We start from the raw sequence: 26,664 nt of genomic DNA on the forward strand, positions 1-26,664 counted from the left end.
TGACTATTTTTAAATAAAAGCAGATGCCGATATCTACAGACGATATTGAATTAAGAAGTGAAGAAGTTCAAGAAATATTGACCAAAGTCCCCAATTGGATGATTCGTTGGGGAAACACCCTGGTACTTATTTTGGTACTGGTGTTGTTGTTTATTTCTTGGTTTGTAAAGTACCCGGATGTGATCACTACACAAGTAATGGTGACTACCTCTTTTCCTCCAGAGAAAATCTATGCAAAGTCCGGTGGGCAGTTTGATGTGTTTTTGACTAAAGAAGGTGATAAAGTAGTCAAAAATCAGGTACTGGCCGTCATTGAGAACAGCGCAGCTTATAAAGATGTACTCTTATTGAAAAGCATCGTGGATACTGTACAAACACAAACAGATGACTTTTCTTTTCCCTTTGATGAATTGCCTCCGCTGATGCTGGGTGATATTACCAGTAGTTATGCGCAGTTTGAGAACGATTATTCGGAATACGATTTAAATAATCAATTGACGCCGTTTAATTCAGAATCATTGGCCAATCAAATGTCCGTATTACAAGCGCAAGAACGATTGAGGATATTGATTACACAAAAGGAGATTAATCAAAAAGAGTTGGTTTATAAAAAGGCAGCTGTGGATAGGAGTAGGAAAATGTACGGTCAAGGTGTTATTTCTAAACGAGAAATGGATCAAGGAGAGATCGATTACCTACAGGCAAAGCGAACGTCAAAATCATTAGAGAGTTCGATCGCGCAAATGAGAGAAGTAATCAGCAATTCTGCTAAAAACCTACAAGGTACTACCATTAAGAAAACGCAGAATGATACGAGATTGAAAAAAAAGGCCATACAATCATTTTTGTACCTCAAAAAGGCCATTATGGATTGGGAAAAGCAGTACGCCTTAAAAGCTAGTATTAGTGGAGAAGTATCGTTTTTATCATTTTGGAGTGAAAATCAAACGGTGAAAGCTGGAGAATTGATTTTTACCATTATTCCCGATCGTTACGAGATGTTTATAGGAAAGATTAAAGCTCCTGTAACCAATTCTGGAAAAATTAAAACGGGGCAATCGGTCCAGATAAAACTCTTGAATTACCCCGCCGATGAGTTTGGAAAACTCAACGGTAAAGTTCAGGCAATTTCTATGATACCCGATAACGAAGGTAATTATAGGGTCGATGTATCTCTGGCGCAAGACTTAGTAACTACCTATGGTAAGCACATTGAGTTTCGCCAAGAAATGCAAGGAACTGCCGATATCATTACGGAAGATTTACGACTGATTGAGCGATTTTTTTATCAGCTTAAAAAGGTCATTAAATAATATAACTCGCGAAGAATAGACATAAACCCTTGAGTGTCTTAAAATAGGTCAAGGATTATTAAAAGTAAATTTTTTATAATCATGAAATCAAACATTTCAAAATTAGGAACAGTGCTCTCTCTTAAAGAGCAAAAGAACATTACAGGAGCTTATGACGATAATTACGGCGTTTGCTTAGATCCTTTTTCATTAACCTGTGGTGTACCCAATCATGTGTGCTGTAAGGGCATGTGTGTACTTCCAACTCATCCGGTTTGTGGACTTTAACTAAGAGTACCGTTTAATTAATTTTTTTTTAGTGGTGGTTTTTACTGCTACTATCACTGTATCCGTACATCGCATTTTGATGTTCGGAAAAATCTTTAATACCATGAAAAATAACATCAAAAACTTAGGAAAATTACTCGATAAAAAGAGTCAACAGTCAATTAACGGAGGAGCGAGCTGCCCTACCTACCCAGCAAGTAGGTGTAGAATGTGTGGTGGAGCACCTTTGAGCAACGGCTGCTGTTTAGGAACCTATGAAACGCATGTTTGTTTAGGAGGAATTATCAACCCATGGTAAACAACTCGGTCTATACACGTACGTGTGGGTAGGCTACTCTACAAAATGCTAACCATTAATTTATATAAAAATGAAAAAACAAGTTTTAAATCTAGGGAAAGCGCTCCAAAAAAAGGAGCAATTGCAAATCAATGGAGGAAGAAAACAATGCAAACCTCGCTGGAGTGAAGTATGTATTGATTTTGGACGTCATTGTTCTGAGTGGGAGTGTGCTTTTGTATTGGGTATAGAAGACTAATACTGATACTGGGCAAGGACTCCGATTTTACAATAATAACGTTAAACTACAATAACATGAAACATCAAATTTTAAATTTAGGAAAACAACTAAAGAGAGAAGAACAACGCACGATCAATGGTGGAAGAAAGCAATGTAAGCCACCAGGGAGTCCTGTGTGTGTAGAGTTTGGACGCCAGTGTGCCGAAAGAGAGTGCGCATTGCGTTTACAATAGTGACTGCAAACATATCCATACAAAAAAGCCTCTCCATTGGAGAGGCTTTCTATATTATTTACGGTTAGTGCGGTTTATTTACTACTGGCTTTATACCTGTCTAATCCGTCTTTTAACCACTTGTAATAGCTGTCTTTATCTGTGTACTGCTCTGGTCTATTTAATACCTCTAAATCAGGGCTAAGAGACACGTAAAATGGCTGAGAAGCAGTTTTAAAGTTCGCAATCTGTAAGGTTGCCCACTTATCACCATAAGTTCTAATTCTCTTGATCTTACCATTTGGTTTGATATAATCGAATTGCTCGTCCTCAGGTAACATTCTCTGGTGATCGTCAACGTAAAGTGAAATCAATACGTAGTCGTTATTTAATACCTCGTATACTTCTGGTTGACTCCAGATGTTTTCTTCCATCTTTCTACAGTTTACACATGCCCATCCAGTAAAGTCTAATAAAATTGGCTTGTTTACTGATTTTGCATAGGCAACTCCTTCATCCCAATCTTTAAAACAGTTCAGGTTGAGTGGACACTGGCTATCTCCTTTTTTATAGATACTGTGGAACTGTGGTGGAGCAAATCCACTTAACAATTTACTTTGATTCCACGATGGTTTTTCTAAAACTCCAGGAGCTAAGTACACAGCAACACCTAAGGCTAGTACTCCTAAAAGGATTCTAAACATCGAGATTTTACCGTATTTCTTACCGATGAACCCGAATAAGTACAAGGCCATTAAGAAGGCTAACAAGGCCCAGATACCGATAAATACTTCTCTCTTTAATAAGTTCCAGTGACCTACTAAATCAGCATTTGATAAGAATTTGAAAGCGAAAGCTAATTCTAAGAATCCTAAAACTACTTTTACTGTATTCAACCAGCTTCCTGATTTTGGTAAAGTTTTTAACCATTTTGGGAATAATGCAAACAATGCAAAAGGTAAGGCTAATGCCGCTCCAAATCCTGTCATCCCAGCAGTTAACTGCATAGCACCTCCATTAGATGATAACGAACCTGCTAATAACGAACCTAAAATAGGTCCTGTACATGAGAATGAAACAATGGCTAAAGTCAATGCCATAAAGAAAATTCCTAAAACCCCTCCAATACCTGAAGCGCTATCTGCTTTGCTACTCCAAGAGCTCGGTAAGGCAATCTCGTACAATCCAAAGAACGATCCTGCAAAGAAAATCAAGACTACGAAGAAGAATAAATTCAACCAGATGTTCGTAGAGATATTATTTAAAATTTCAGGATCTAAAGTATCTAAATAATGGAAAGGTACACTTAATAAACCGTAGATTAATACGATAAAAAATCCGTACAATACAGCACTACCAATTCCTTTTCCTTTCTGCTCAGTTCTCTTCGTAAAGAACGATACAGTTAATGGTACCATTGGAAATACACAAGGTGTTAAAAAGGCTAACAATCCTCCTACAAATCCTAATAAGAATATATTGAGTAAGCTACTGTCTTCTTTGTCAGTTTCTTTGTTGGTTGTAGATTGTAACATGATCGTGTTCTTCAAATCTAATTTGAGATCTTCCGATAATTTTTCACTGTGTTCATCTACTTGAGCAACTGTTTGTGCTACTTCTTCTCCAGTTAAAGAGAAGGTAAAGTCTTCGTCAAAAGGCAAACAGTATTCTTTACAAACCTGTGCATCTAAGTTAAGGGTAATTTGAGTAAGTGAAGGATCACTCACGGTAATACGCTGTACTAAACGCGCTTCTTCGACGAAGAAAATTTCATCTTTTCCCCAAATTTCACTGAATTCCGTTTCAGTTTCGCTTTCTTTTGCTTTACCACTTAAAGTATAACCAGCTTGTCCTTCTGCAGGAGTGATGGTCATCGGTAATGAAGCGTCTTCTGGGTTGTACTGAGAATACAAATGCCAATCTTCAGCAATTACGATCTCAAATATTAAATCATATTCAGTATCAGATACTTTTTCAACTATAGGAGTCACCAAGAGCGGATTGTCATCCGTCTGGGAGAAAGTAACGAAACCTATAAAAAATAAAATTAGAGTAAAGAGTTTTTTCATTCTATAATAGTTTACAGGGGTTGATATATACTTATTTGCATTATGTCGGTTGTTTCATTTGAGGCTTTAAAACGCCTGTCTTGTCGTTTTCCAAGTACCCAAATTATTTCGTTATTGCCTGAACAAAGCAACCAAACTTGTTGTTTTTCAATTATTGATAATTTCTCGTCTTTAAAATATTTACTGAGCTTCTTTTTACCCTTAATCCCAACAGGATAAAAAAGATCGCCTTGCCTCCACTTACGCAAAGTTAGGGGGTAATTTAGTAAATTTTTGTCAACATAAATAGAATTTTTGTCTAAAGATGTTGTTTTTTGAACGTTTTTAAATAATAAATTCACAGGTGCCTTAATCTCTGATAGTGAACTGTCTATCTTAATTTCTTGGTTTTCAGTTGCTGCGAATTTATCAGACGGTAAAAGTAATAAAAAATCTCTGTCTTTTAGCAATGTGTGTGATTTTGTTGTAATTAGCTTACCACTTTGTGCGTTTAATAATTGAATTACATCGTTCCATTCCGTAAATCCATAGTCCTTTAGTAAGGGGTAGAGGTAGGCTTTTGGATGCTGTAGTTTTTTGATTTCTAGTATGTTTATCTTGATGAGGTCCCCCTCAGTAATCAGGGCTTTTTCAGCGACAGTAGCCATGCGATCACGGATGATTTGACGCGCTTCTTTTAGGTGATTTTGGGTATTGATAACGTTGTTTAAGACCTTTGGGTTTAATTCTTTTAAAATGGGAATTACACGATGGCGGATTTTATTTCTCTGGTATTTGATTTCCGCATTGCTTTTGTCTTCTCGCCATACAATTTGAGCTGTGCTGGCATAGTCAAAAATAGTTTCTCTCGAGAAATCGAGCATCGGTCTGACGATGTTGTCATTAACGGCTGGAATGCCGAGTAAACCGTCCAAACCCGTGCCCCTTGTCAGGTTAATAAGTACGGTTTCGAGGTTGTCATCTGCGTGATGAGCCGTAATAATATAGTCTAAGTTGTGCAGCGTTAAAACTTTTTGAAACCACCGATAGCGCTGTTCTCTTGCCGCCAACTGTATGGAAGTCTTGTGTTCACTTGCATATTTTTCGGTATCAAAACGTTTGGTGTATACTGGTATTTCTAAGGAAATGCCGAGCTGGTTGACAAAGTGATCGTCTAAATCACTTTCAATACCGCGTAATTGAAAGTTACAGTGTGCAATGCTGATGTCGTATTCCAGTTTTTTGAATAGCTGCGTAAGTACGACACTGTCTAAGCCACCAGAAACAGCGAGTAGCAGTTTGCTTCCTTTGAGAAAAGGAAATTTGTCGTTTAAAATTTTTGAAAATTCTAAAAGCATCAACCTAAACCTGTTTGTCTAACCATGTAATAATGTCCTGAATCAGTTCGTCCTGACACAAATCATTGTGGAGTTCGTGATATCCACCTGGGTACGATTTAAAACTGGCTAAGGCTGTTTTACTAGCAAAGGCCTCACTTCCCTTACAGTCAATAATTTTGTCATCTGTTCCGTGCAAAACTAACATAGGGAGTTGAAGTTGTTGCCCATTTTCAATAGCCCAGGCACCACTGTCGATAAATGATAGGGAGAAGTTTGGACTAATTTTGTCGTGTACTAAAGGATCGTTTTGATAGTTAGCCACTTCCTCTGGGATACGAGAAATGTCATTGGCATCCAATTCATTACCAAGGGTAATCGATGGAGCGATTTTTTGCATGACTTTTCCGAGGGTTAATTTCCATGCTGGTGGTTGAAAAGCGAGTTTTAAAAATGGACTGGTTGCAATAGCTCCCTGCAAGTCAGGCTGATTTCTGAGCACAAAGTTAATTACTGCATTTCCTCCCATAGAATGTCCGTACAGAAACATAGGAAGAGCCCCAAAGGTCTCCTTGGCCTGTTCGATGAGCATGGCAATACTTCCTAAAACATAGGTATACCCTGGATTATGTCCTCTTTTTCCTTTGGTTTTTCCATGACCAAAGTGGTCAAAGGCCATCACGGCATATCCGCTGTCGACCAACTTATGAGCTACGTGTGCGTAGCGACCAGAATGTTCACCCATTCCGTGAATGAGGAGTACAACTGCTCGGGCCGTAGTAGGAGTCCAATATTGTGTGTAAAATTCAGTCTGCTGATAAGTGAAGCTTCCTTCTTGATGTGTCATCGCGTTTTTCGTTCTTTGAGTGTCTTTGGGTGCTTTTGGGGCAAACCAAAAGACAGTGTTGGATTTTAGTTGAAGTAAATATACTTAAAAACTAAGAGTTTTGTAAAACGTATTTCATAGCCTTAGCTTTTAAAAGGCATTCTTCGTATTCGCGTTCTGGAGTAGACTTTGCCGTGATAGCACTCCCTACAGAATACGAAATATAGCGCAGTGTTTCATTGTATAGGATACTTCTGATCACTACGTTAAAGTCAAAATCGCCCTCAGGAGTAAAATAGCCAACGGTACCAGAATAGAGTCCTCGTTTGGTTTCTTCGAGGTTTTCTATAATTTCCATAGCAGAAATTTTAGGGGCTCCAGTCATGCTTCCCATTGGAAAGGTATCTTTAATAATATCAACGGGGTGTGTTGTTAATGGGTTGATTTCAGAACAGATAGTCGAAATCATTTGATGTACTTGTTTAAAGGTATATACCTTACAGAGTTCCTCGACATGGACACTACCTTTGATAGCCGTTCGCGATAAATCATTGCGAACAAGGTCGACAATCATGATGTTCTCTGCTCGTTCTTTTGTATCCCTTGCTAAGTCAAAAGCTAATTTTTCGTCTTCAACAGGGTTAATTAGGCGTTTTGCAGTCCCTTTAATCGGTTGCGAAATAACTTTAATACCTTCTTTTCTCAAATAGCGTTCTGGTGTTGCCGAGAGCAAAAAGAGATCATCTCGCTTAAAAAATGTAGCAAAGGGAGCTTCCGATATTTTATTGAGCTCATGATACAACCTGTAAGGATTTATCGTTTGATTTTCTGCGTAAAATTCCTGGCAAAAATTGGCTTCGTAAATATCTCCTCTATGGATGTGGTCTAATACCGTGCGAACCTTTTGATGGTATTCATCTTTGTGCATCCTGAGTTTAATTTTTACAGGATCGCTAGTTGCTGGTTCAGGAGTAACCACAGGATGATATTCGATAATCTCTTCAAAGTCCTCTTCCAACTCGTCGTCAACGTGCTGTAAGTAGTGAAAGGTCACTTGGTCACCTTTGATGAAAATGAGTTTTTGCGGTTGGAAAAAAAATAAATCGGGAAATTGCAGCCCATCGAAGTTTTTGGAATGCAATTTTTCAATATCGTTTTTAACATCGTAGGAGATATAGCCAAAGAGGTAATCTTTTGTATGCGATTGGTACTCTTTGAGTTTCTCAAAGCCGTTAAAATAATCTGTTTTAATTGAGGTAAATTCTTCTATAGCCAACGCACAGTCAAACGATCCGTACTGTTGCTGATGTTGATTAGAATCCAACCACACTACCGTTTCAAATTGCTGTGACCACTGGAAAAGTTTGTGTTTAAAAACTTCTATTTGATCAATTGAAAAATTCCGAACTACCCTCATTACTGGGCAAAAATAAGAAACGAGATTTAAATGGAAGCGCTTTCCTTTTATTTCGATTTGAACTCAGGTAAAGTAGCCCGTTCTTTTTTGCTATTTTTAATGCAAATACGATCACTATGATGCAATGGATAAAAAAAACAGGACCTGCCACGTTGATTGCGGCAGCTTTTATAGGGCCTGGAACCGTAACGCTTTGTTCTACGGCCGGAGTTGAGTTCGGATTAGAACTGCTTTGGGTATTGGTACTCGCCATGCTCGCGACTATAGTTTTACAGGAAATGGCCGCTAGATTGGGTATAATCACCGGAAAAGGTATTGCGAGCTTGGTAACCACTGAGTTGCAATCTAAAGGATTACAACGGTTTTTGGTCGTCTTGATTTTGGTGGCCATTGTAATAGGAAACGCAGCGTATGAGGCTGGTAATATCAGTGGAGCAATCGTTGGTTTGGAAGTGCTTTTTGGTGTGCAAAAGTTGCAGCTAGGAACTAGCTTGTTGAATGTTTGGAGTGTGGTTGTAGGAGGTTTGGTGGTCCTTGTTTTATGGGTAGGGAACTATAAAATATTAGAGCGAATTCTCATGGTTGCCGTAGGAATTATGAGCGTAGCTTTTATCTTGACAGCGATAGTTATCCGTCCTTCGATTACCGCTTTGTTGTCTGGAATAGCCCTCCCTTCATTGCCCGATGGAGCACTGTGGACCCTCGTCGGATTGATCGGAACTACCATTGTGCCGTATAATTTGTTTTTACACGCCTCCTTGGTTAGCGAGAAGTGGAAAGGTGCTTCCTTTTTGAAAGCAGCTCGTTGGGATACGGTTATTGCCATTTCATTGGGAGGAATTGTTTCCATGGCGATCGTAATAGCGGCCTCAGCTGTAGAAAGTTCAGGTGTTGAAACGGTTATGGATTTGGCAGAGAGCCTTCGTCCGGTCTTTGGCGATTTTGCCACCTATTTGTTGGCAATAGGTTTGGTAGCGGCTGGAGTGACTTCGGCAATTACAGCCCCCTTGGCCGCTGCGTACGTAGTCAACGGTTGCTTAGGATGGAATGCTGGTTTGCAGTCTCGGAAATTTCGATGGGTATGGCTGGTTATTGTCCTGCTAGGAGTCGTGTTTTCTACGATTGGATTTGAACCCATTTTGATTATTCGGTTTGCACAAATTGCCAATGGAATACTCCTACCAGTAATTGTGGCCGTGTTGTTGTGGATGGTGAATCAACGACAACTATTAGGAGAACATCGAAATTCTAGATGGCAGAATTTTATGGGAGGACTGATTTTACTAACATCGGTATTTTTGGGAGTTAAGAGTATTGTAAGCGTGCTAGGACTATGGTAAGAAAACAAATTGATATCAATTGTGATGTGGGAGAAGGTGTTGGTAATGAGCCCTCGTTGTTTCCGTTACTTTCTTCTTGTAATATTGCTTGTGGTGGCCATGCAGGAAATCAGGAAAGTATGGATGCCGTACTTCAATTAGCAAAAGAACATCGGGTGAAGGTAGGAGGGCACCCCTCTTTTCCAGATGTGGAAAACTTTGGTCGAAAAGTACTTCCGATGAAGCCAGAGGCCCTGTTGTCCAGTTTACAAAGACAACTGGAAGCCTTGTGCAATCGTTGTGCAGTTGCCGGAGTTCCTTTATACCACGTAAAACCTCATGGTGCCTTGTACAACTTGGCAGCAGTGGATAAGAAAACTGCTGTGGTAGTAGTTGATGCGGTTTTGGAGTTAGGCAACGATGTGAAATTGTACGCGCCTATGCAGTCGGAACTCGCTAAAAGTGCTGAAGAGGCGGGAGTGGCAGTCGTGAAAGAGGCATTTGCAGATAGGAGGTATGATGCCGACGTTCAATTGGTGTCAAGAAGTCAGCATCAAGCGCTTTTGACAAGTCCAGAAGCAGTATTTGCTCAGGTTTTGAGTATTTATGAGCGGCAATTGGTGCAAGTCATCTCTGGAGAATTTAAAAGCTTACACGCAGATACGTACTGTTTCCACAGTGATACAAAAGAAGTAGTAGAGGTATTGCATTATACGGTTGCTGCTTTAGCGAATCGCAATGTATATTTAGCGAAGAATGATGAGGTATAAATTATTTGGTGATCGGGCAGTTTTGATCGAATGGCCTACAGCGCAAGACGATCTGTTGGCGACTATGGTTGCGATAAAGCAACAACTCGAAACCGTATTTCTGTGGAAGATCGATGAAGTAGTATTGTCTTACCAGAGTTTGCTAGTAGTGTTCGAAAAGTCAATAGTGGTCGAACGTGAATTGATGGATAGTGTAAAGAAATGCTGTGAGGCCTGTGAAACTTCTGTGGTACTCAGCAAAAGACATTGGGATATTCCCGTCTGCTACGATCCTATTTTTGGTGTTGATTTACGAGAAGCAAGTAATTTGCTCGGTCTCAGTATCGATACCATTGTTCAGCTGCACAGTGAGGTGACGTATCAGGTGCGTTTTATCGGTTTTTTACCGGGTTTTCTCTATTTGGAAGGATTGGATGAGCAGCTAGCCATGCCGCGAAGAGCCACTCCGAGAACAAAGGTACCAAAAGGAGCTGTAGGAATTGGAGGGAACCAAACGGGGATGTATCCTTCTGAGAGCCCTGGAGGCTGGCAATTGATAGGTAGAACGCCTGTAAGCCTGTTTAATCCAAAAGTAGATCCTCCATGTTTTTGCAGTCCTGGTGATACGATTCGTATGAAACCAGTGACCTTAGCGGAGTATGGTCAACTCGAGAAACGGTGGCTGGAGACTCCTTTAGACTGTTTAAATTCGATGCGTTATGATTGAAGTATTAGCGGGAGGAATTGCTAGTTCGGTACAAGACCAAGGAAGGTCAGGCTATCGTAATTTTGGAGTTCCCGTATCCGGAGCCATGGATTTGGAAGCCATGCAATGGGCAAATTTATTGGTGGGGAATCATCCCAATGAACCAGTTTTTGAAATCTGTATGGGGGGCTTTGCGATGCAATTTAACAGCGATATTGGTTTTTGTATTACGGGAGCTGATTACACGGCGAAGCTGGATACAGAAGCAGTACGAATGCATAGCTATACGATGGCCACAGCCGGACAACAGTTGCGACTGGGGAAGCTCAAAAGTGGTTTTCGGGCCTATATCGCTTTTGAAGGAGGCTTAAAACTACCAAAAATTATGGGAAGTGCCAGCTGGTATCGAGGGATTACTGCACATGATAGGCTTAGTAAGGGAATGCGATTTGATTTGAAGTGCAAGCGGACAAAGGAGGAAGTTTTTGTACCTCTAAGGTCAAGAATAAAGTACGGTGAAGCAGATGATAGCCACTTTATAAGGGCTTTTAAAGGGGTTGAATACGATCTGTTGAGTAGGTCACAGCAAGAGCAGTTACAGAGCACCTGGTTTACCATTACCTCAGAAAGTAACCGGATGGGGTATCGTTTACGCGAGCTGATAGTGAACAATTTACCGGCTATTCAAACCTCGGGAGTACTTCCAGGAACGGTACAATTGACACCTGGAGGAGGCTTGATAGTTTTAATGCGTGATGCCCAGGTGACCGGAGGTTATCCACGCGTTTTACAGTTGTCGGATTCGGCAATTAATCGATTAGCACAACGGCCTATCGGAACAGCGATTCGCTTTGTAATTCAAAAATAAAACCCCGACTTAGGTCGAGGTTTTAGGTTTTTATTGTTGCGCTATTTTCTTTGTTGATCGATGTTTTACTGCGTGATGGTGCTTACATTTAGCGTGCTTTTTAGGCTTGCAGTGGATGGTATTGGCTTTCTGAGCGTGTTGTGTGTGTTCACCGTGATTTCCAAGGATTGGAGCAATCACCAATCCGACCAAACAGGTGAGTTTTATTAAAATGTTCATAGAGGGACCAGAGGTGTCTTTAAAAGGGTCTCCAACGGTATCTCCAGTAACTGCCGCTTTGTGTGCGTCAGAACCTTTATAAGTCATTTCTCCGTTGATTTCTACTCCAGCTTCAAATGATTTTTTGGCATTATCCCAGGCTCCTCCGGCATTGTTTTGGAAAATAGCCCACATCACTCCAGAAACACAAACTCCTGCCATATATCCTCCTAGTGGCTCCGCACCAAATAAGAGGCCGATCACAATAGGAGTAATGATGGTAATAAGTCCGGGTAACAGCATTTCTTTGAGGGCAGCCTTGGTTGAAATATCAACACATTTCGCGTATTCAGGTTCACCGGTTCCTTCCATAATTCCTGGAATTTCACGGAATTGTCTTCGTACTTCGTGGACCATTTCCATGGCGGCTTTACCTACTGATTGCATCGCGAGTGCTGAGAAAATGACCGGAATCATACCTCCTACAAACAATGCGGCGAGTACATCGGCTTTAAATATGTTGATACCGTCAATTCCAGTAAAAGTAACATAGGCTGCGAATAGTGCCAAGGCAGTTAGTGCGGCAGAAGCGATGGCAAAACCTTTCCCTACAGCTGCGGTGGTGTTTCCAACAGAGTCAAGGATATCCGTTCGTTCTCGAACGTGGTCTTCGAGCTCACTCATTTCGGCAACTCCTCCTGCGTTATCGGCAATAGGTCCGAAGGCGTCAATAGCCAATTGCATTGCGGTGGTGGCCATCATGGCCGAAGCAGCGAGTGCTACACCGTAAAAACCGGCAAAGTAGTACGAGCCATAAATGGCTGCTGCGAACAATAGCACAGAGAGGAACGTAGATTTCATCCCGACTGCTAATCCGGCGATGATATTGGTTCCGGCTCCAGTAGCACTGTTTTGTACTATCTGTAGCACGGGTTTTTTTCCGAGACTAGTATAGTAAGCGGTAACCATTGAAATAAGTGCTCCGACGGCCAATCCGATACAGGCAGCCCAAAACACATTGATAGCGGCTACTTCTTGGATTCCAACTCCAAAAAAGTTCATATAGAGTGTTTCGGGGAGCATCCAATCGATTAAAAAGAAGCTGGCAATTAAGGTAATAATAATAGCTACCCAGTTACCGGTGTCCAGTGCTTTCTGAACCTGTGCCTCTTTGGCGTCGTTATTTTTAATTTTTACGAGGAAAGTACCGATTATTGAAGCGACAATTCCTACTCCTGCAATAACCAAGGGCAGTAAAATAGGTCCCATTCCATTAAAATCGTCCGTAAAAGGTGTCGTAGCAGACATGTCTCTGATGAGGTAGTTTCCTAAAACCATGGCCGCGAGTACTGTAGCTACGTATGAGCCAAATAAATCGGCTCCCATTCCTGCAACATCACCTACATTATCACCTACATTATCGGCAATAGTCGCGGGATTTCGAGGGTCGTCCTCTGGAATTCCGGCTTCTACTTTACCCACTAAATCGGCTCCTACATCAGCTGCTTTGGTATAGATACCTCCACCAACTCTGGCGAAGAGCGCAATGGATTCAGCACCTAGTGAGAAACCGGCAAGAGCTTCTAGCACAACGGTCATTTCTTGGTAGAAATTACCTCCCTCGGTGATAAACTGTTGGACAAAAACTAAGAAGAACAAGCTCAATCCGAGTACGGCCAAACCGGCAACACCGAGCCCCATAACGGTTCCACCGCCAAAAGATACTTGCAGTGCTTGGGGTAGGCTGGTTTTTGCAGCTTCAGCGGTGCGGGCGTTAGCATCGGTGGCGATGCGCATACCGATGTTTCCTGCAAGGGCCGAAAAAATCGCTCCAATCACAAAAGCCGGTACAATCATTACGCTGGTAGTACTTACAATTTGAGAAATTCCGAATAAAGCAACTGAGGCAATGGCGACAAAGATGAGTAGTAAGCGGTATTCTGCTGCCAAAAATGCGAGAGCTCCTTCCTTGATGCTTTTGGATATGGATTGCATTTTGTCACTTCCTGCGTTTTGCTTTTTTACCCATATCATTTTTACATACATAAAAACGAGTCCTAGTAATGCCAAAATGATTGGCACGAACATCATGTTTTGTTTCATGTTTAAATTTTTTGATTAGTTATAGTTAGGTAAATATAACTAAATCAGTGGGTAATAAAAAAACTCTTAGGGAGCCCTAAGAGTTTTTTTGTATTGTGAACGCTAAAAATTAAATAGTAAAGTCAGCGTTTGCTTTGTGTTCACTCGCTTCGTAACGATCTAAACATTTTTGTAAAATGTCGTAAGCTTCATTAGCATCACCCCAATCTCCTACATCAACTTTCTTCTTTTCAAGGTCTTTGTACACTTGGAAGAAGTGTGTGATTTCGTCTTTACGGTGTGGGTTTAAATCGCTTAAATCGTTGTATTTATTCCAGATAGGATCTGATACAGGTACACAAACGATCTTTTCGTCTGGTCCTTTTTCGTCAGCCATGTGGAATACTCCAATCGGCTTCACTTCCATTACACACATTGGGAATGTAGGCTCAGCTCCTAATACCAATACGTCTAATGGATCACCATCTAACGCTAAAGTTTGAGGAATAAAACCGTAATCACCAGGATACATCATTGAAGAGAAAAGCATTCTGTCAAAACGAATCTTTCCTAAATCAAAATCGTATTCATATTTATTTCTACTACCTTTTGGTATTTCTATTAAAACGTCTACTGTTTTTCTTTCTTTTGCAGTCATATTATTAACGTACTATATCTATTCTAAAATCGGAAGGCAAAAGTAGGCATTTTTTCATAGTTATGTCCTATTATTGCTCGTTATTTTAGGGTTAAATGTATGGTTACAAGCCCGGTCTGATTCCGATGCGGATGGCAAACTTCGGTGTAGGGTTGATAAACGATCCGTTTGGAGGGGTGTAATTACTTCTCCAGATGGCGTCAATTCGTAAAAAACGCAAGTTTCCGTAACCGATATTCTCGATACCCACTCCGTATTCGTAGTACATTTTACTCGGGGTATTGTACAAAATATTGGCAGTTCCTGCGCGGTTTACGACCCCGTCGTTGATGGCTCTGTTCGCATCAGAGATACTTCCGTAAGCAGCTCTAAAGGTTAGCAAGCTTCGTAACTTTAGCTTTTTTAACAACGGAATTCTGTTAAAAATAAATCCATTAAAATGATGCTCTAAATGCGTAGCGGCATAGGTGTCTGTTACAAAATCATAGTAGTTGAGTAAGGCAAACGTGTTTTTTACTAACGAAAACGATTGGTTGGCTGGCACCGGATTTAACAGGGCTACGGGTACTTCTCCAAAGGTTTTTCCTCCTTCAATGGTAGCGTCTAATAGTCCTAATTCTCCTAATAAAATAGGCTGGGCGTATTTGAATTGAATTTTGTGATAGCTGTGGGTTCCGTTGAACGGTCCTTTGTATCCTCTTCGATAATTCAATACAAAAGTAGGGAAGATGTTTCGTCCAAATCTTCGTTCAACACCCAATCCGTATACAAATCGTCCCGGTGTATACGATAGGTACACATCAGAGCTTACATCGACGATGTTCGACTGTAGCTTTCCTTGGTTATCCAAGTAACTCGTCGAGAAATGCGCCGGAGATGCCGATCGTATTCTCGAATGCGTCAAATTAAATCCAACGTGTAAATTTAACTTTATCTGGTAATCAAAATTAGCTGCTATCTTGTGAACTTTTGAAAGGAAAAAGTTGTCACCACGATTGAAAAGTGCAGTGGTACCAAAGCTGTTTCCAAGAAGTTGTGTAGTGTTTAGCAGGGTACTTCCGAGTTGCTCTATATCGTTCTGATATCCTAAACCAACGGCAATTCTCGGCTGATACGAAAGTAAATAACGTCCTTCCAAGCCGTATTTGAACTTTTTGTCCTTAAAACCGTAGGCTACGTGTCCGTTCATACGGAAGCGATCGTCTTTGGTCTTAAAAGTTCTAAAGCCTAATTTAGTTCGGAATCCTTCTACTTGGTTATTTGCAAAAACAGTCCAGAATGGTCCAAACTGAATGCCGAGTCCGGTATTGAAATACCCATTGGCAATGGTATTGATAAACCCGGTAATATTCTTGATTTTTTTCTTCTTCTTTACCGTTTGAATCAAGTTGTAGGTTTCTTTAGGAGCAATGGTTCCTTTTTCGGTCCAATAGGTACTGTCGCGTTGAAATTGATCAGGACGTATTTTCTCTATTTTCTGACTGTAAAAGGCAGCGGGTTTAGGATGATCTAACAGGTAATTTTCAAAAGTTACCGTTTTTTTGATGGTCAACCCTTTGTTGCTCTCATTTTTGTCTACTAAGGTAAAATCACCATCGTAGGCATTGCGCGTTGGCAAGTAAATACTGTCGTTTTTTACCTCAAATTCTTTTTCAAAACTCAAGGCACGTACGAAGTTTAAGTTGATACTTGGATGCACGCGCATTTTTATTTTCTTTATGGAGTAGTTCCCATCGGCAATCCACATGTTCCCTTGGAAAGCCAAATCACCGTCACGTCTCGGGAAAAAGTAGATATTGTAGAGCTTCTTTTTGTTTTCTACGATACTGTCGTAAAGTACGTAATCATACGTAGCAAATCCATTTGATGAAATCGGACTTACAAACGACTTTTGCAGTAGGGTGATGTTGTTTCTAAAGATATCAACATTTTGGAAGGTATTTGACATACGGTCAAAAACGAAACCTTGGGCTCCGAGTCCTTCTTCTTTTTCAGCCTCAATGTCTTCACGGACGATAGCTCTCGTATTGTCTCCGTAGACTTTAGTAACGTTTTCATTGAGGTAAACGGGGATGTAGTAATTTATCCCGTCATTGTCATAACGAACCTGTTTAATTTCTCGGTCGTAATTCTTTTTAAAGATACTTTTTAAAAACAAGGTATCTAAGTTGTTTAAACCAATTTCAATAGCAGTGTGTTTTTTGTACTGGTAGTGAGAAACTTTGTTTAAACCTAATTTTCGCTTGCGCTTCCAAACTTCCTTTAAAATCTTATACGCTGGGTTTTCCTTTTTCTTTAAGCGTTTTTTGGGTTTGGATATTACCACTACTTCATCTAACTGATCAGACTCTTCCTTTAAAACAATATTGAGGTATTTTGTTTTTTGATTGACGCGGATGGTTTGAGTCTCAAATCCAACAAAAGATACCTCTAGAGTTCCTCTGTATTTTTTTGTTTTGAGAAAAAAACGACCATCGTCATCTGTGGTTGTCCCGAAGTTAGTGTTTTGCAATGATACATTAACATAAGGTAAAGGATTGTCAAATTCATCGACCACTTTCCCTTTGAGTGTTAACTGGGCGTGTACTGAGCTAGCAATCAGTAATAACAAGTATAATATCCGGTGCATCATTAATTCCTTATCACTTGAAAATCCTTTTAACCAATTCAGGTTAAAAGGATTTCGTAGTTATCTTTTCAATTTCAAATTTCTTATTTTAGGTACATTACCTCTTTTACAGCTGTAATAACATCGTTGTAATTAGGTAACCATTTCTCTAGAAGTACTGGAGAATACGGTGCTGGTGTATCAGCAGTAGTAATTCTTTTAATCGGAGCATCTAAGTAATCAAATGCTTCGTCTTGTACTCTAAAAGTAATCTCAGAAGCAACACTACCAAAAGGCCATGCTTCTTCTAAAACAACTAATCTGTTGGTTTTCTTAACAGATTCTAAAATTGTTTTGTGATCCATAGGACGTACTGTACGCAAATCGATAATTTCAATTGAAATACCTTCTTTAGCAAGTTCGTCAGCAGCTTTATAAGCTTCTTTTATGATTTTTCCGAAAGATACTACAGTCACATCACTTCCTTCTCTTTTGATGTCAGCAACACCGATTGGGATGATGTATTCTCCTTCTGGAATTTCCATTTTATCTCCGTACATCTGCTCTGACTCCATAAAGATTACTGGATCGTCATCACGGATAGCAGCCTTTAATAATCCTTTCGCATCGTAAGGATTTGAAGGTACAATTACTTTTAATCCTGGACAGTTTGCATACCAGCTTTCAAAAGCTTGAGAGTGGGTTGCTGCTAATTGCCCTGCTGATGCAGTAGGACCTCTGAATACGATTGGACAGTTAAATTGACCGCCACTCATTTGTCTTATTTTTGCCGCATTGTTGATGATTTGATCAATCCCTACAAGAGAGAAGTTGAAGGTCATATATTCAACAATAGGACGGTTTCCGTTCATTGCCGAACCAACAGCAATTCCTCCAAAACCTAATTCAGCAATAGGAGCATCAATTACACGCTTTGGTCCAAACTCGTCTAGCATACCTTTACTAGCTTTGTAAGCACCATTGTACTCAGCAACCTCTTCACCGATCAAGTAAATGCTTTCATCTTTGCGCATTTCTTCACTCATTGCTTCGCAAACGGCCTCTCTAAATTGTACTGTTTTCATACGTTTTATAAGTAGTTGTTTATCAAGATTGCAAAAGTAATAAAAATACCTGTAAAGTAAAGGTTAGATTTTTCTTAAAATCCATATATCTTGCTGTGGTCTTCCCTTAATACTTGGATTTTCAAGGTGTTCTAGTACTTGGAAGTGGTGTTTTACAGCGAGTTTTTGAAAGTATTTTGGAGGCTGATAGGCGGCGTATAAACGATTCCCTTCTACTTTATAAGAGTGAACAACGAGCTGTCCATTGAGGTAGCGTTGCTGTTCTTCGGTGGAAAGTTTGGATAAGAATGACTTGCCGTGCGTACTGATAATGACGACTCCTGATGACTTGGTGAGTCTGCTCAGTTCTCCCATCCAACGTTCGTGATTGGTTTCAGAGAGGTGGGTGAAAATAGAAATGCTATAAACAGCATCAAAAAAGGAATCTTCGAAGCGGATTGGCGGTACTAGGTCATTTTTGACGACCTCGCAATTCGTTAAGTGTTGTTGACACCATGCTACGTAGTTCGCATTGTAATCAGCACCAAACACATTGCCCGAAGGATACGCCGTAGGTAGGTGACGAAGGACTCTTCCTGAACCACAGCCCCAATCTAAAATCTTTGGCGTGGTGGTCGTACTGAATTCGCGTATCTTAGCCGCTATCCATTCTGCAGTTTTTTGTCCTCCATAATAGTAATTGTGATAGTCCAAACCATAAGTTTCATAAATATAAAATGGGGGCGGTAAACTCACTGTGGGGTGTGCCGTGGTAAAAGCGCGATTCTTTTTCCTCATTTTAAGGAGCAGATATCTAAAATGTACGACTTCCATCAGTGGAAGTAGGTGTAGATATTTTATAAGTTTTTTGAGGCTTTTTTTCAATTTAATGTAATCGTAAAGGGGTTTTATTGCGTAAATGTATGGATATCGGGAAAAAAGAGAAAATAATTTATTATGCACGCATAGTAAATTTAAAAAAAATCCGTAACTTCGTCGGACAAAAATAAGATTTCTTAAAAATAACAATATATGAAAATATTAGTATGTATCAGTCATGTACCTGATACCACTTCGAAAATTAACTTCACGGAGAACGATACTAAGTTTGATACAAATGGGGTACAATTTGTAATCAACCCATATGACGAGTTTAGTTTAACACGTGCTATGTGGTTCAAGGAAAAGCAAGGAGCTAAGGTAACTGTTGTAAACGTAGGAGATGCTTCTACAGAGCCAACGTTGCGTAAAGCTTTGGCAATTGGAGCGGATGATGCTATTCGCGTAAACGCTGTACCTACTGATGGAATGATGGTAGCTAAGGAATTGGCAGCTGTTGTAAAAGAAGGAGGGTATGATTTAGTATTGGCAGGAAAGGAATCAGCAGACTACAATGGTCAAATGGTACCTGGAATGTTGGCGTCAATGGTCGATTTTAACTTTGTGAATGGATGTGTTGGTGTTGAAGTAGAAGGATCTAATGTAACTTTAGAGCGCGAGATTGACGGAGGTGAAGAAAAAGTATCTTCTTCATTGCCGATGGTAGTAGCAGGTCAGAAAGGGATCGTTGAAGAGAAAGATTTACGTATTCCTAACATGAGAGGGATTATGATGGCGCGTAAAAAGCCATTAGCAGTTGTGGAGCCTACTGGAGCTGCAGCAGCTTCTTTGACGAAAACTTTTGAGAAGCCAGCAGAGAAAGGAGCGGTTAAGTTAGTAGACTCAGTAGACGAGTTAATCGATTTATTACACAACGAGGCCAAAGCCATTTAATTAATTTAATAACATTACTGATTGGCTATTGGTCGATTAGCAAAAAAATATAAAATATGTCTGTATTAGTTTTTGCCGATTCATCGGAAGGAAAATTTAAAAAAACAGCTTTTGAAGTTGTTTCATACGGAAAAAAGGTTGCAGAGCAACTAGGTACTTCATCAGTAGTTTTAACTATTAATGGAGGAGATGCTTCAGAGTTATACGCATACGGAGCAGAAACAGTAGTAGAGGTTAAAAATGATTTAGCATCTTTCAATGCAAAAGGATATGCAGCGATCATCAAGCAAGTAGCGGAAGCTAAAGGAGCAAAAGTAGTCGTGATCGATTCTAGTGTTGACGGGTTAACTGTGGCACCACTCGTAGCGGTAGGTTTAGAGGCAGGATACGCATCAAATGTAGTGGCATTGCCTTCGTCAACGGCACCGTTTGTGGTGAAGCGTAAAGCATTTTCTAACAAAGGATTTAACAATACTGAGATCTCTACAGAGGTAAAGGTAGTAGGTGTTGCTAAAAACTCGTACGGAGCACACGAAGCAGCAGTTTCAGGTGCAGTGGAGTCTTTTGATGCAAGCTTACCTGAATTAGGAGTGAGTTCACAAGAAATCAGTAAAGCGACTGGAACAGTAACTATTGCAGATGCAGATGTAGTGGTTTCAGGAGGACGTGGATTGAAAGGACCAGAAAACTGGGGCATGCTCGAGGAGTTAGCTGATGTTTTAGGTGCAGCGACTGCTTGTTCAAAGCCAGTATCGGATTTAGGATGGAGACCTCACAGTGAACACGTAGGACAAACGGGTAAACCAGTAGCGTCTAACTTGTATATTGCTGTTGGTATTTCAGGAGCGATTCAGCACTTAGCAGGAGTCAATGCTTCAAAAGTAAAAGTAGTAATCAACAACGATCCGGAAGCGCCTTTCTTTAAAGCTGCTGACTACGGAATCGTAGGAGATGCTTTTGAGGTTGTTCCGCAATTAGTAGAGAAATTGAAAGCCTTCAAACAAGGGTAATTTCACTGTAAATAACAACTTACATTTTCTTTTTTTAAGAAAATGAAAAACAAGCCATAATTTTTTAGTAAATTGTGCCCACTTAAAAAAGGCTGTCTAAAACTTATCAAAAAGCCTAAGTTAGACAGCCTTTTTGTTATTTTTATGAAGATACATGAGTCTAATTAAACTAACCATTAAAGGGATATCTTATAGTCAAACTCAGAGTGGAGCCTATGCGCTCGTTTTGAGTGAACTTGAAGGTACCAGAACTTTACCTATTATCATCGGAGCTTTTGAGGCTCAGTCAATTGCTATAGCCCTAGAGAAGGAAATCAGACCCCCGAGACCTTTGACCCATGACCTTTTCAAAACTTTTGCAGACCGCTTTTTTATTCAAGTAAAACAAGTCATCATTCACAAGTTAGTGGATGGAGTGTTTTTCTCGAGTTTAATTTGTGAACGCGATGGAGAAGAGGAGGTAATTGATACACGTACTTCTGATGCTATTGCGTTGGCCGTGCGTTTTCAGGCACCTATATTCACGTATGAGAATATTTTGGACAAGGCAGGAATCTATTTAAAGATTGAAGATGACCTAGATGAGGCTAGTGATGATGAAGATGAATTCGAATTGACGTTCGAAGACGAAGCAGAAGAAAGTTCTTTTGCGAAATTGTCGCTATCAGAACTTCAAAACCAATTAAATGAGGCTGTTGTGAATGAGGATTACGAGCTAGCAGCCAAAATTAGAGACGAAATTAGTAAACGATCGTAACCTTAATTTTAACCTAGAATAATGAAGAAGGTATTAGTGTTTTTAATGCTTTGTATGAGTGTGCTCACTTTTGGGCAAAGTATTGAGAAGAAGTGGGATTTTTTATCAATTACCAACCTAGAAGGTAATCAATTAGTTGATGTCAACGAAAACGATTTCTTTGAGTTGTCAAACGGAGTTTTTAACTATGAGTTAAAGGCAAAAGACAATTTAAAGGCTACCGGAACTTATATCCGCCAAAACAATTTATTAATATTTAACTACTCGCAGCCAAAAGATACAGTGAGGTATTACAATATTACCAAATGTACCCAAGATAGCTTGGTGTTGTCTGAGAGAAATGTATTGTATGCATTCGCTGTTAAAGATAGTACAAAAACAGTGACAACTCCTGTGGTGACCAAAGATAAAGATACTACCCAGGAAGCTACTCCAAAAACAACGCCTACAAAGGCTGAAATTATAGCGAGTCAAGGGTTTACCATGACGGGCTTTTTACGAGGAGTACTAGGAATGGCTTCACTGTTGTTGTTCGCTTTTTTGTTTAGTTCAAATCGCAAAGGAATTGACTGGAAAACTGTAGGACTCGGATTGGGAATCCAACTCGTTATCGCAGTGACGATTTTAAAGGGTAAAGACATCGGTTTTAATATCGGTGATTACCGATTGGACCTAGGGTTTGTTTCCGACATCTTTGATTTCGTTGGAAAAGGATTTGTTCAGATCTTAGAGTTTACCCAAGCAGGTAGTGAGTTCTTGTTTAAAGGCTTGATTTCTGATATGAATACTTTTGGGTTTATTTTCGCTTTTCAAGTACTGCCTACCATTATTTTCTTTTCTGCCTTAACGTCCCTGTTATTCTACTTAGGGATTATTCAAAAAGTGGTAAAAGTAATGGCTTGGTTGCTCAGTAAAACCTTAAAGATTTCAGGAGCAGAGAGCTTGTCGGTAGCAGGAAATATTTTCTTGGGTCAAACCGAAGCCCCTTTATTGATTAAGGCGTATTTAGAAAAGATGAATCGCTCTGAGATGCTGTTGGTAATGATCGGTGGTATGGCAACAGTTGCAGGAGCTGTATTGGCAGCGTATATCGGATTTTTAGGAGGTGATGATGAAGCGTTGCGCTTGTTTTATGCAAAGCATTTATTAGCCGCTTCAGTAATGGCTGCACCAGGAGCCATTGTGATTTCTAAAATACTCCACCCTCAAACGGAAGAAGTAAATACCGATGTTCAGGTATCGCAAGATAAAATTGGATCAAATGTATTAGACGCAATTGCAAACGGAACGACTGAAGGATTGCAGTTAGCGATGAATGTTGGAGCCATGTTATTGGTGTTTATTGCCTTTATTGCCATGATCAATGGTATTTTAGGAGGAATTGGTGGTTTTGATGGAATTGAGCGATTCAATTGGCACTTTACCTCGTTAAATGAATTGATTGCAGCAAATACGGTGTACAAAGAGCTGTCATTGCAGTTTATACTTGGGTATTTGTTTGCACCATTGATGTGGTTAATCGGTGTGGCTAGTGAAGACATGGCCTTGATGGGTCAGTTGTTAGGAATTAAGTTAGCAGCAAGTGAATTTGTTGGATATACGCAGTTGGCAGAGTTGAAGAATGCCGCAAGTGCTACGCATTTGACTTATAATAAGTCAGTGATTATGGCGACGTATATGCTGTGTGGATTTGCCAATTTTGCTTCCATTGGAATACAAATTGGAGGAATTGGATCACTGGCACCAGGACAGCGAAAAGTCCTGTCTGAATTTGGAATGAAAGCGTTAATTGGTGGTACCTTGGCATCGTTGATGTCTGCTGCAATTGCAGGGATGATCATTGGTTAATAACTTTTGAATATATTTTTAAAAGCTTCAATAGGTTCTATTGAAGCTTTTTTATTTTTACACGGTAAATAGTCAACGCGAAGCAGTAGTAGTATGAAACAATATTTAGATTTAGTACAACACGTTCTCGATCACGGGAATGAGAAGGGAGATAGAACAGGAACCGGAACGCTCAGTGTTTTCGGATATCAGATGCGATTTGATTTGAGTAAAGGGTTTCCAATGGTGACGACGAAGAAGTTGCATTTAAAGTCGATTATTTACGAGCTATTGTGGTTTATTAAAGGAGATACCAATATCAAGTACCTACAAGAAAACGGGGTGAGAATCTGGAATGAATGGGCTGATGATAACGGAGATTTAGGACCGGTGTACGGAAAGCAATGGCGCGATTGGAACGGCGATGAAATTGACCAGTTAAAAGAGGTAATTGAGACCCTAAAAACAAATCCTAACAGCAGGAGAATGTTGGTGTCTGCATGGAATCCTTCTGTCCTGCCAGATACTTCGCAATCTTTTGCAGACAACGTAGCAAACGGCAAAGCAGCCTTGCCTCCCTGCCATGCTTTTTTTCAGTTTTATGTGGCTGATGGTAAGCTCTCTTGCCAATTGTACCAGCGCAGTGCGGATATCTTTTTAGGAGTGCCGTTTAATATTGCGTCTTATGCGTTACTGACCATGATGATGGCACAAGTTTGTGGCTATGAACCTGGAGAGTTTATTCACACTTTTGGAGATGCCCATATCTACAATAACCACAAAGAACAATTGGCGTTGCAATTGTCGAGAACACCGAAGTCTTTACCGTCTATCAAGATCAACCCAGCTGTGAAGGATATCGAAGCTTTTACCTTTGAAGATTTTGAATTGGTGAATTACGATCCGCACCCTCATATCAAAGGGAAGGTGGCCGTGTAATTTTAACGAACTTTTATTGTCTTTCTCATAGAAACTACGATCTAAGTTAGTATTTTAGTACGTGCTACTAAATGAGTTATCATGACTACAGAAATAGATCTAATAAAAGAAGGAATTTACGAACGTATTGCGGATATTAACGATGAAAATGTGTTAATAGCCATCAAAACACTTATTGATAATATCGAAGAAAATCGAGATGACAAGAGTACTTCAAAAGAAGATTTTACAAGTTATATTAAAGAATGGGTGAAGAATATGTAGTAACACCAGCCATTGAAAAATTAAAACAACTCTTGGTCGAATTCCCTGAGAAGGCGGCCCGAGTAAGTGCGTATTCATGGCAGTACAAACGCGATGCATATTCGTGGAGTGCCAAGGAAATTTTAGGGCATCTCGTAGATTCGGCCTTGGCCAATTTGCAGCGATTTGTACGTGCGCAGTTTCAATCCGCACCACAAATACGTTACGATCAAAACAATTGGGTGCAGAGCCAGTATTGGCAAGACCGCCCCGTAGAAGATATTTTGGAGCTTTGGATAGTGGTTAACAAACAACTCGCCCACGTTTGGGGGCAATTGCCAAGAGCCAGCTATACAAAAGAAGTGAATGTAGGGAGTACGGAGGTTGTTTTAATGCAACTTTCAGAATTGATAGAAGATTATATACAGCATATGGAATCGCATTTAGAGCAAATAAACATGCCGAAAGTTACTGTAATTGCAGCGAAAGGAAAGGCGAATGAGTTAGGGAAAGGAAACGATTTGATTTGGCACCTTCCAGAAGATTTGAAGAGATTTAAAAGAGTTACTTCAGGGCACAGTATTATCATGGGGCGGAAAACCTTTGAAAGTATCGGGAAACCACTTCCGAATAGAACTAGTGTGATCATCACCACTGACAACTCTTATAAAAAAGAAGGTTGTATTGTGGTTCACAGTATGGAAGAGGCCTTGGCAGCAGTTCATAAAGAGTCCGAAGTTTTTATCATTGGCGGTGCACAAGTGTACCGACAAGCACTGACAATGGAGGCGGTAACACAACTCGATATTACCGAGGTACACGAAGAATTTGAAGCCGATGTATTTTTTCCGGAAATCGATGCTGAAGTTTGGGAAGAGGTGAGTAGAGAAGATTACAGTGCCGATGAAAAAAATAAATACAACTATAGCTTCGTTTCCTATTTAAGAAAAAAGTAATATGTCGATAAAGTTAGAATCAGTCTCGAAAACCTATGGAGAGCAGGTGGCAGTTCAAGCCATATCATTTGAGGCGAAAGCGGGAGAAATTGTCGGGTTTTTAGGTCCGAATGGAGCGGGGAAATCAACGACGATGAAGATGTTAACGGGCTATGTAGAGCCCAGTGCAGGGGTTTTGTATGTCAGCGGAATAAACGTTGCAGAAAATCCAATTGCCGTGCAACAAGAAATAGGGTATTTACCTGAACACAATCCGCTGTATGTAGATATGTACGTAAAAGAGTACTTAGCGTTTAGAGCTGGAATCCACAAGGTAAACAAGGAGAGGATAACAGAGGTGATTGCCCAGGTTGGGCTTCAAGAGGCGGCTCACAAACGCATTAAAGAACTGTCAAAAGGATATCGTCAGCGCGTAGGCTTGGCCGCGGCCATACTGCACAATCCAACAGTGCTGATCTTGGATGAACCCACCACAGGCTTAGATCCCAATCAGTTGGTAGAGGTCCGTGAGTTGATCCGTAACTTAGGGAAAGATAAAACAGTATTATTATCAACACATATCATGCAAGAAGTAGAGGCTGTGTGTGATCGAGTGGTCATTTTGAACCGCGGTGAAATTGTAGTTGATAAAGACTTAAAAGCATTAAAAACAGATACTGAACAGGTAATAAGAGTCACCTTTGATTATAAATTAGAAGAGCAGTTTGTAAAGCGTTTACCGAATTTGGTATCGTTTAAAAATACACTTGAAAACAATTGGATTTTGGTGTTCGATAGTGAAGAGGATATGCGACCTGCAATATTTGATTTCGCTCAAGAGAATGGGCTAAAAATTCTCGGATTAAATGCTGAAAATAAAAATCTAGAAACTATTTTTAAAGAAGTCACTAAGCAGTAAAATGCGATAGTACAGTTCGTTTATTAAAAATGATTGGCTTTGGTTGTCGTTCGGAAAGAAATCCGTGAAAC

General features: G+C 40.1%; 26 protein-coding genes. 17 read left to right on the forward strand and 9 right to left on the reverse strand.

Going from position 1 to position 26,664, the window contains the following annotated elements; genetic code table 11:
* Window positions 1-23: 23 nt before the first annotated feature.
* From ACXAG7_RS05380 to ACXAG7_RS05400, 5 genes are all read left to right on the forward strand, one after another.
* Window positions 24-1,313 carry a beta-barrel domain-containing protein gene (locus tag ACXAG7_RS05380; protein WP_476666203.1) on the forward strand — a complete coding sequence of 430 codons (1,290 nt, stop codon included), beginning with the start codon at window positions 24-26 and terminating at the stop codon, window positions 1,311-1,313.
* Between the two features lie 81 nt (window positions 1,314-1,394).
* Window positions 1,395-1,580 carry a hypothetical protein gene (locus ACXAG7_RS05385; protein WP_408042175.1) on the forward strand — a complete coding sequence of 62 codons (186 nt, stop codon included), beginning with the start codon at window positions 1,395-1,397 and terminating at the stop codon, window positions 1,578-1,580.
* 103 nt (window positions 1,581-1,683) lie between these two features.
* Entirely contained in the window at window positions 1,684-1,878 is a 195-nt protein-coding gene (locus tag ACXAG7_RS05390) for a hypothetical protein (RefSeq protein WP_408042176.1), read from the forward strand.
* 70 nt (window positions 1,879-1,948) lie between these two features.
* On the forward strand, window positions 1,949-2,116 hold the full coding sequence (locus ACXAG7_RS05395) for a hypothetical protein (protein ID WP_408042177.1): 168 nt from the start codon (window positions 1,949-1,951) through the stop codon (window positions 2,114-2,116).
* Window positions 2,117-2,172: 56 nt separating this feature from the next.
* Entirely contained in the window at window positions 2,173-2,331 is a 159-nt protein-coding gene (locus ACXAG7_RS05400) for a hypothetical protein (protein WP_408042178.1), read from the forward strand.
* A 74-nt stretch (window positions 2,332-2,405) separates the two neighbouring features.
* Here ACXAG7_RS05400 and ACXAG7_RS05405 read toward each other — a convergent pair whose 3' ends face one another.
* The 4 genes from ACXAG7_RS05405 to ACXAG7_RS05420 form a co-directional block, all read right to left on the reverse strand.
* On the reverse strand, window positions 2,406-4,379 hold the full coding sequence (locus tag ACXAG7_RS05405; protein WP_476666204.1) for a protein-disulfide reductase DsbD family protein: 1,974 nt from the start codon (window positions 4,377-4,379) through the stop codon (window positions 2,406-2,408).
* 11 nt (window positions 4,380-4,390) lie between these two features.
* Window positions 4,391-5,716 carry a tRNA lysidine(34) synthetase TilS gene (gene tilS / locus ACXAG7_RS05410; RefSeq protein WP_476666205.1) on the reverse strand — a complete coding sequence of 442 codons (1,326 nt, stop codon included), beginning with the start codon at window positions 5,714-5,716 and terminating at the stop codon, window positions 4,391-4,393.
* A 4-nt stretch (window positions 5,717-5,720) separates the two neighbouring features.
* Window positions 5,721-6,542: a lysophospholipase gene (locus ACXAG7_RS05415; RefSeq protein ID WP_476666206.1), complete on the reverse strand. Its 822-nt coding sequence runs from the start codon at window positions 6,540-6,542 to the stop codon at window positions 5,721-5,723.
* Between the two features lie 91 nt (window positions 6,543-6,633).
* A complete protein-coding gene (locus ACXAG7_RS05420; RefSeq protein WP_476666207.1) occupies window positions 6,634-7,938 on the reverse strand; it encodes an anthranilate synthase component I family protein in 1,305 nt (434 codons plus the stop codon).
* Between the two features lie 116 nt (window positions 7,939-8,054).
* On the opposite strand from ACXAG7_RS05420, the gene ACXAG7_RS05425 reads away from it, so the two are divergent.
* The 4 genes from ACXAG7_RS05425 to ACXAG7_RS05440 are packed head-to-tail and all read left to right on the forward strand — an operon-like array spanning window position 8,055 to window position 11,580.
* On the forward strand, window positions 8,055-9,278 hold the full coding sequence (locus ACXAG7_RS05425; protein ID WP_408042183.1) for an Nramp family divalent metal transporter: 1,224 nt from the start codon (window positions 8,055-8,057) through the stop codon (window positions 9,276-9,278).
* Entirely contained in the window at window positions 9,272-10,027 is a 756-nt protein-coding gene (gene pxpA / locus ACXAG7_RS05430; protein ID WP_476666208.1) for a 5-oxoprolinase subunit PxpA, read from the forward strand. The genes ACXAG7_RS05425 and pxpA overlap by 7 nt, the downstream gene beginning before the upstream one ends.
* Window positions 10,014-10,733, forward strand: coding sequence for a 5-oxoprolinase subunit PxpB (gene pxpB, locus ACXAG7_RS05435; protein WP_476666209.1), 720 nt, complete (start codon window positions 10,014-10,016; stop codon window positions 10,731-10,733). The genes pxpA and pxpB overlap by 14 nt, the downstream gene beginning before the upstream one ends.
* A complete protein-coding gene (locus tag ACXAG7_RS05440; RefSeq protein ID WP_476666210.1) occupies window positions 10,726-11,580 on the forward strand; it encodes a 5-oxoprolinase subunit C family protein in 855 nt (284 codons plus the stop codon). Before pxpB ends, ACXAG7_RS05440 begins: the two co-directional genes overlap by 8 nt.
* Before the next feature lie 30 nt (window positions 11,581-11,610).
* Here ACXAG7_RS05440 and ACXAG7_RS05445 read toward each other — a convergent pair whose 3' ends face one another.
* The 5 genes from ACXAG7_RS05445 to ACXAG7_RS05465 form a co-directional block, all read right to left on the reverse strand.
* Complete coding sequence (locus ACXAG7_RS05445; RefSeq protein ID WP_476666211.1) at window positions 11,611-13,881, reverse strand: sodium-translocating pyrophosphatase; 2,271 nt, start codon at window positions 13,879-13,881, stop codon at window positions 11,611-11,613.
* Between the two features lie 109 nt (window positions 13,882-13,990).
* The gene (locus tag ACXAG7_RS05450; protein ID WP_408042188.1) at window positions 13,991-14,518 is read right to left on the reverse strand and encodes an inorganic diphosphatase; all 528 of its coding nucleotides are present in this window, start codon (window positions 14,516-14,518) and stop codon (window positions 13,991-13,993) included.
* 103 nt (window positions 14,519-14,621) lie between these two features.
* On the reverse strand, window positions 14,622-17,150 hold the full coding sequence (locus tag ACXAG7_RS05455; RefSeq protein ID WP_408042189.1) for a DUF5686 family protein: 2,529 nt from the start codon (window positions 17,148-17,150) through the stop codon (window positions 14,622-14,624).
* 80 nt (window positions 17,151-17,230) lie between these two features.
* Window positions 17,231-18,211: a pyruvate dehydrogenase complex E1 component subunit beta gene (locus tag ACXAG7_RS05460; protein ID WP_408042190.1), complete on the reverse strand. Its 981-nt coding sequence runs from the start codon at window positions 18,209-18,211 to the stop codon at window positions 17,231-17,233.
* A 63-nt stretch (window positions 18,212-18,274) separates the two neighbouring features.
* Entirely contained in the window at window positions 18,275-18,988 is a 714-nt protein-coding gene (locus ACXAG7_RS05465; RefSeq protein ID WP_476666212.1) for a class I SAM-dependent methyltransferase, read from the reverse strand.
* A 234-nt stretch (window positions 18,989-19,222) separates the two neighbouring features.
* Between ACXAG7_RS05465 and ACXAG7_RS05470 the strand changes: the two genes are divergently transcribed.
* The 8 genes from ACXAG7_RS05470 to gldA all read left to right on the forward strand — a co-directional run bounded on the left by ACXAG7_RS05470 (window position 19,223) and on the right by gldA (window position 26,593).
* Entirely contained in the window at window positions 19,223-19,963 is a 741-nt protein-coding gene (locus tag ACXAG7_RS05470) for an electron transfer flavoprotein subunit beta/FixA family protein (RefSeq protein ID WP_408042192.1), read from the forward strand.
* A 56-nt stretch (window positions 19,964-20,019) separates the two neighbouring features.
* Window positions 20,020-20,973: an electron transfer flavoprotein subunit alpha/FixB family protein gene (locus ACXAG7_RS05475; RefSeq protein WP_408042193.1), complete on the forward strand. Its 954-nt coding sequence runs from the start codon at window positions 20,020-20,022 to the stop codon at window positions 20,971-20,973.
* Between the two features lie 154 nt (window positions 20,974-21,127).
* Complete coding sequence (locus ACXAG7_RS05480) at window positions 21,128-21,730, forward strand: bifunctional nuclease family protein (protein ID WP_408042194.1); 603 nt, start codon at window positions 21,128-21,130, stop codon at window positions 21,728-21,730.
* Between the two features lie 21 nt (window positions 21,731-21,751).
* Entirely contained in the window at window positions 21,752-23,578 is a 1,827-nt protein-coding gene (locus tag ACXAG7_RS05485; RefSeq protein WP_408042195.1) for a NupC/NupG family nucleoside CNT transporter, read from the forward strand.
* A gap of 93 nt (window positions 23,579-23,671) precedes the next feature.
* Window positions 23,672-24,496 carry a thymidylate synthase gene (locus tag ACXAG7_RS05490; protein ID WP_408042196.1) on the forward strand — a complete coding sequence of 275 codons (825 nt, stop codon included), beginning with the start codon at window positions 23,672-23,674 and terminating at the stop codon, window positions 24,494-24,496.
* 81 nt (window positions 24,497-24,577) lie between these two features.
* The gene (locus ACXAG7_RS05495; protein WP_408042197.1) at window positions 24,578-24,760 is read left to right on the forward strand and encodes a hypothetical protein; all 183 of its coding nucleotides are present in this window, start codon (window positions 24,578-24,580) and stop codon (window positions 24,758-24,760) included.
* Window positions 24,742-25,695 (forward strand): dihydrofolate reductase, encoded by a 954-nt coding sequence (locus tag ACXAG7_RS05500; protein ID WP_476666213.1) that lies wholly within the window; start codon window positions 24,742-24,744, stop codon window positions 25,693-25,695. Before ACXAG7_RS05495 ends, ACXAG7_RS05500 begins: the two co-directional genes overlap by 19 nt.
* Window position 25,696: 1 nt before the next feature.
* Complete coding sequence (gldA, locus tag ACXAG7_RS05505; RefSeq protein ID WP_476666214.1) at window positions 25,697-26,593, forward strand: gliding motility-associated ABC transporter ATP-binding subunit GldA; 897 nt, start codon at window positions 25,697-25,699, stop codon at window positions 26,591-26,593.
* Window positions 26,594-26,664: the final 71 nt, after the last annotated feature.

The organism is Tenacibaculum sp. AWR4_210 (assembly GCF_056160945.1).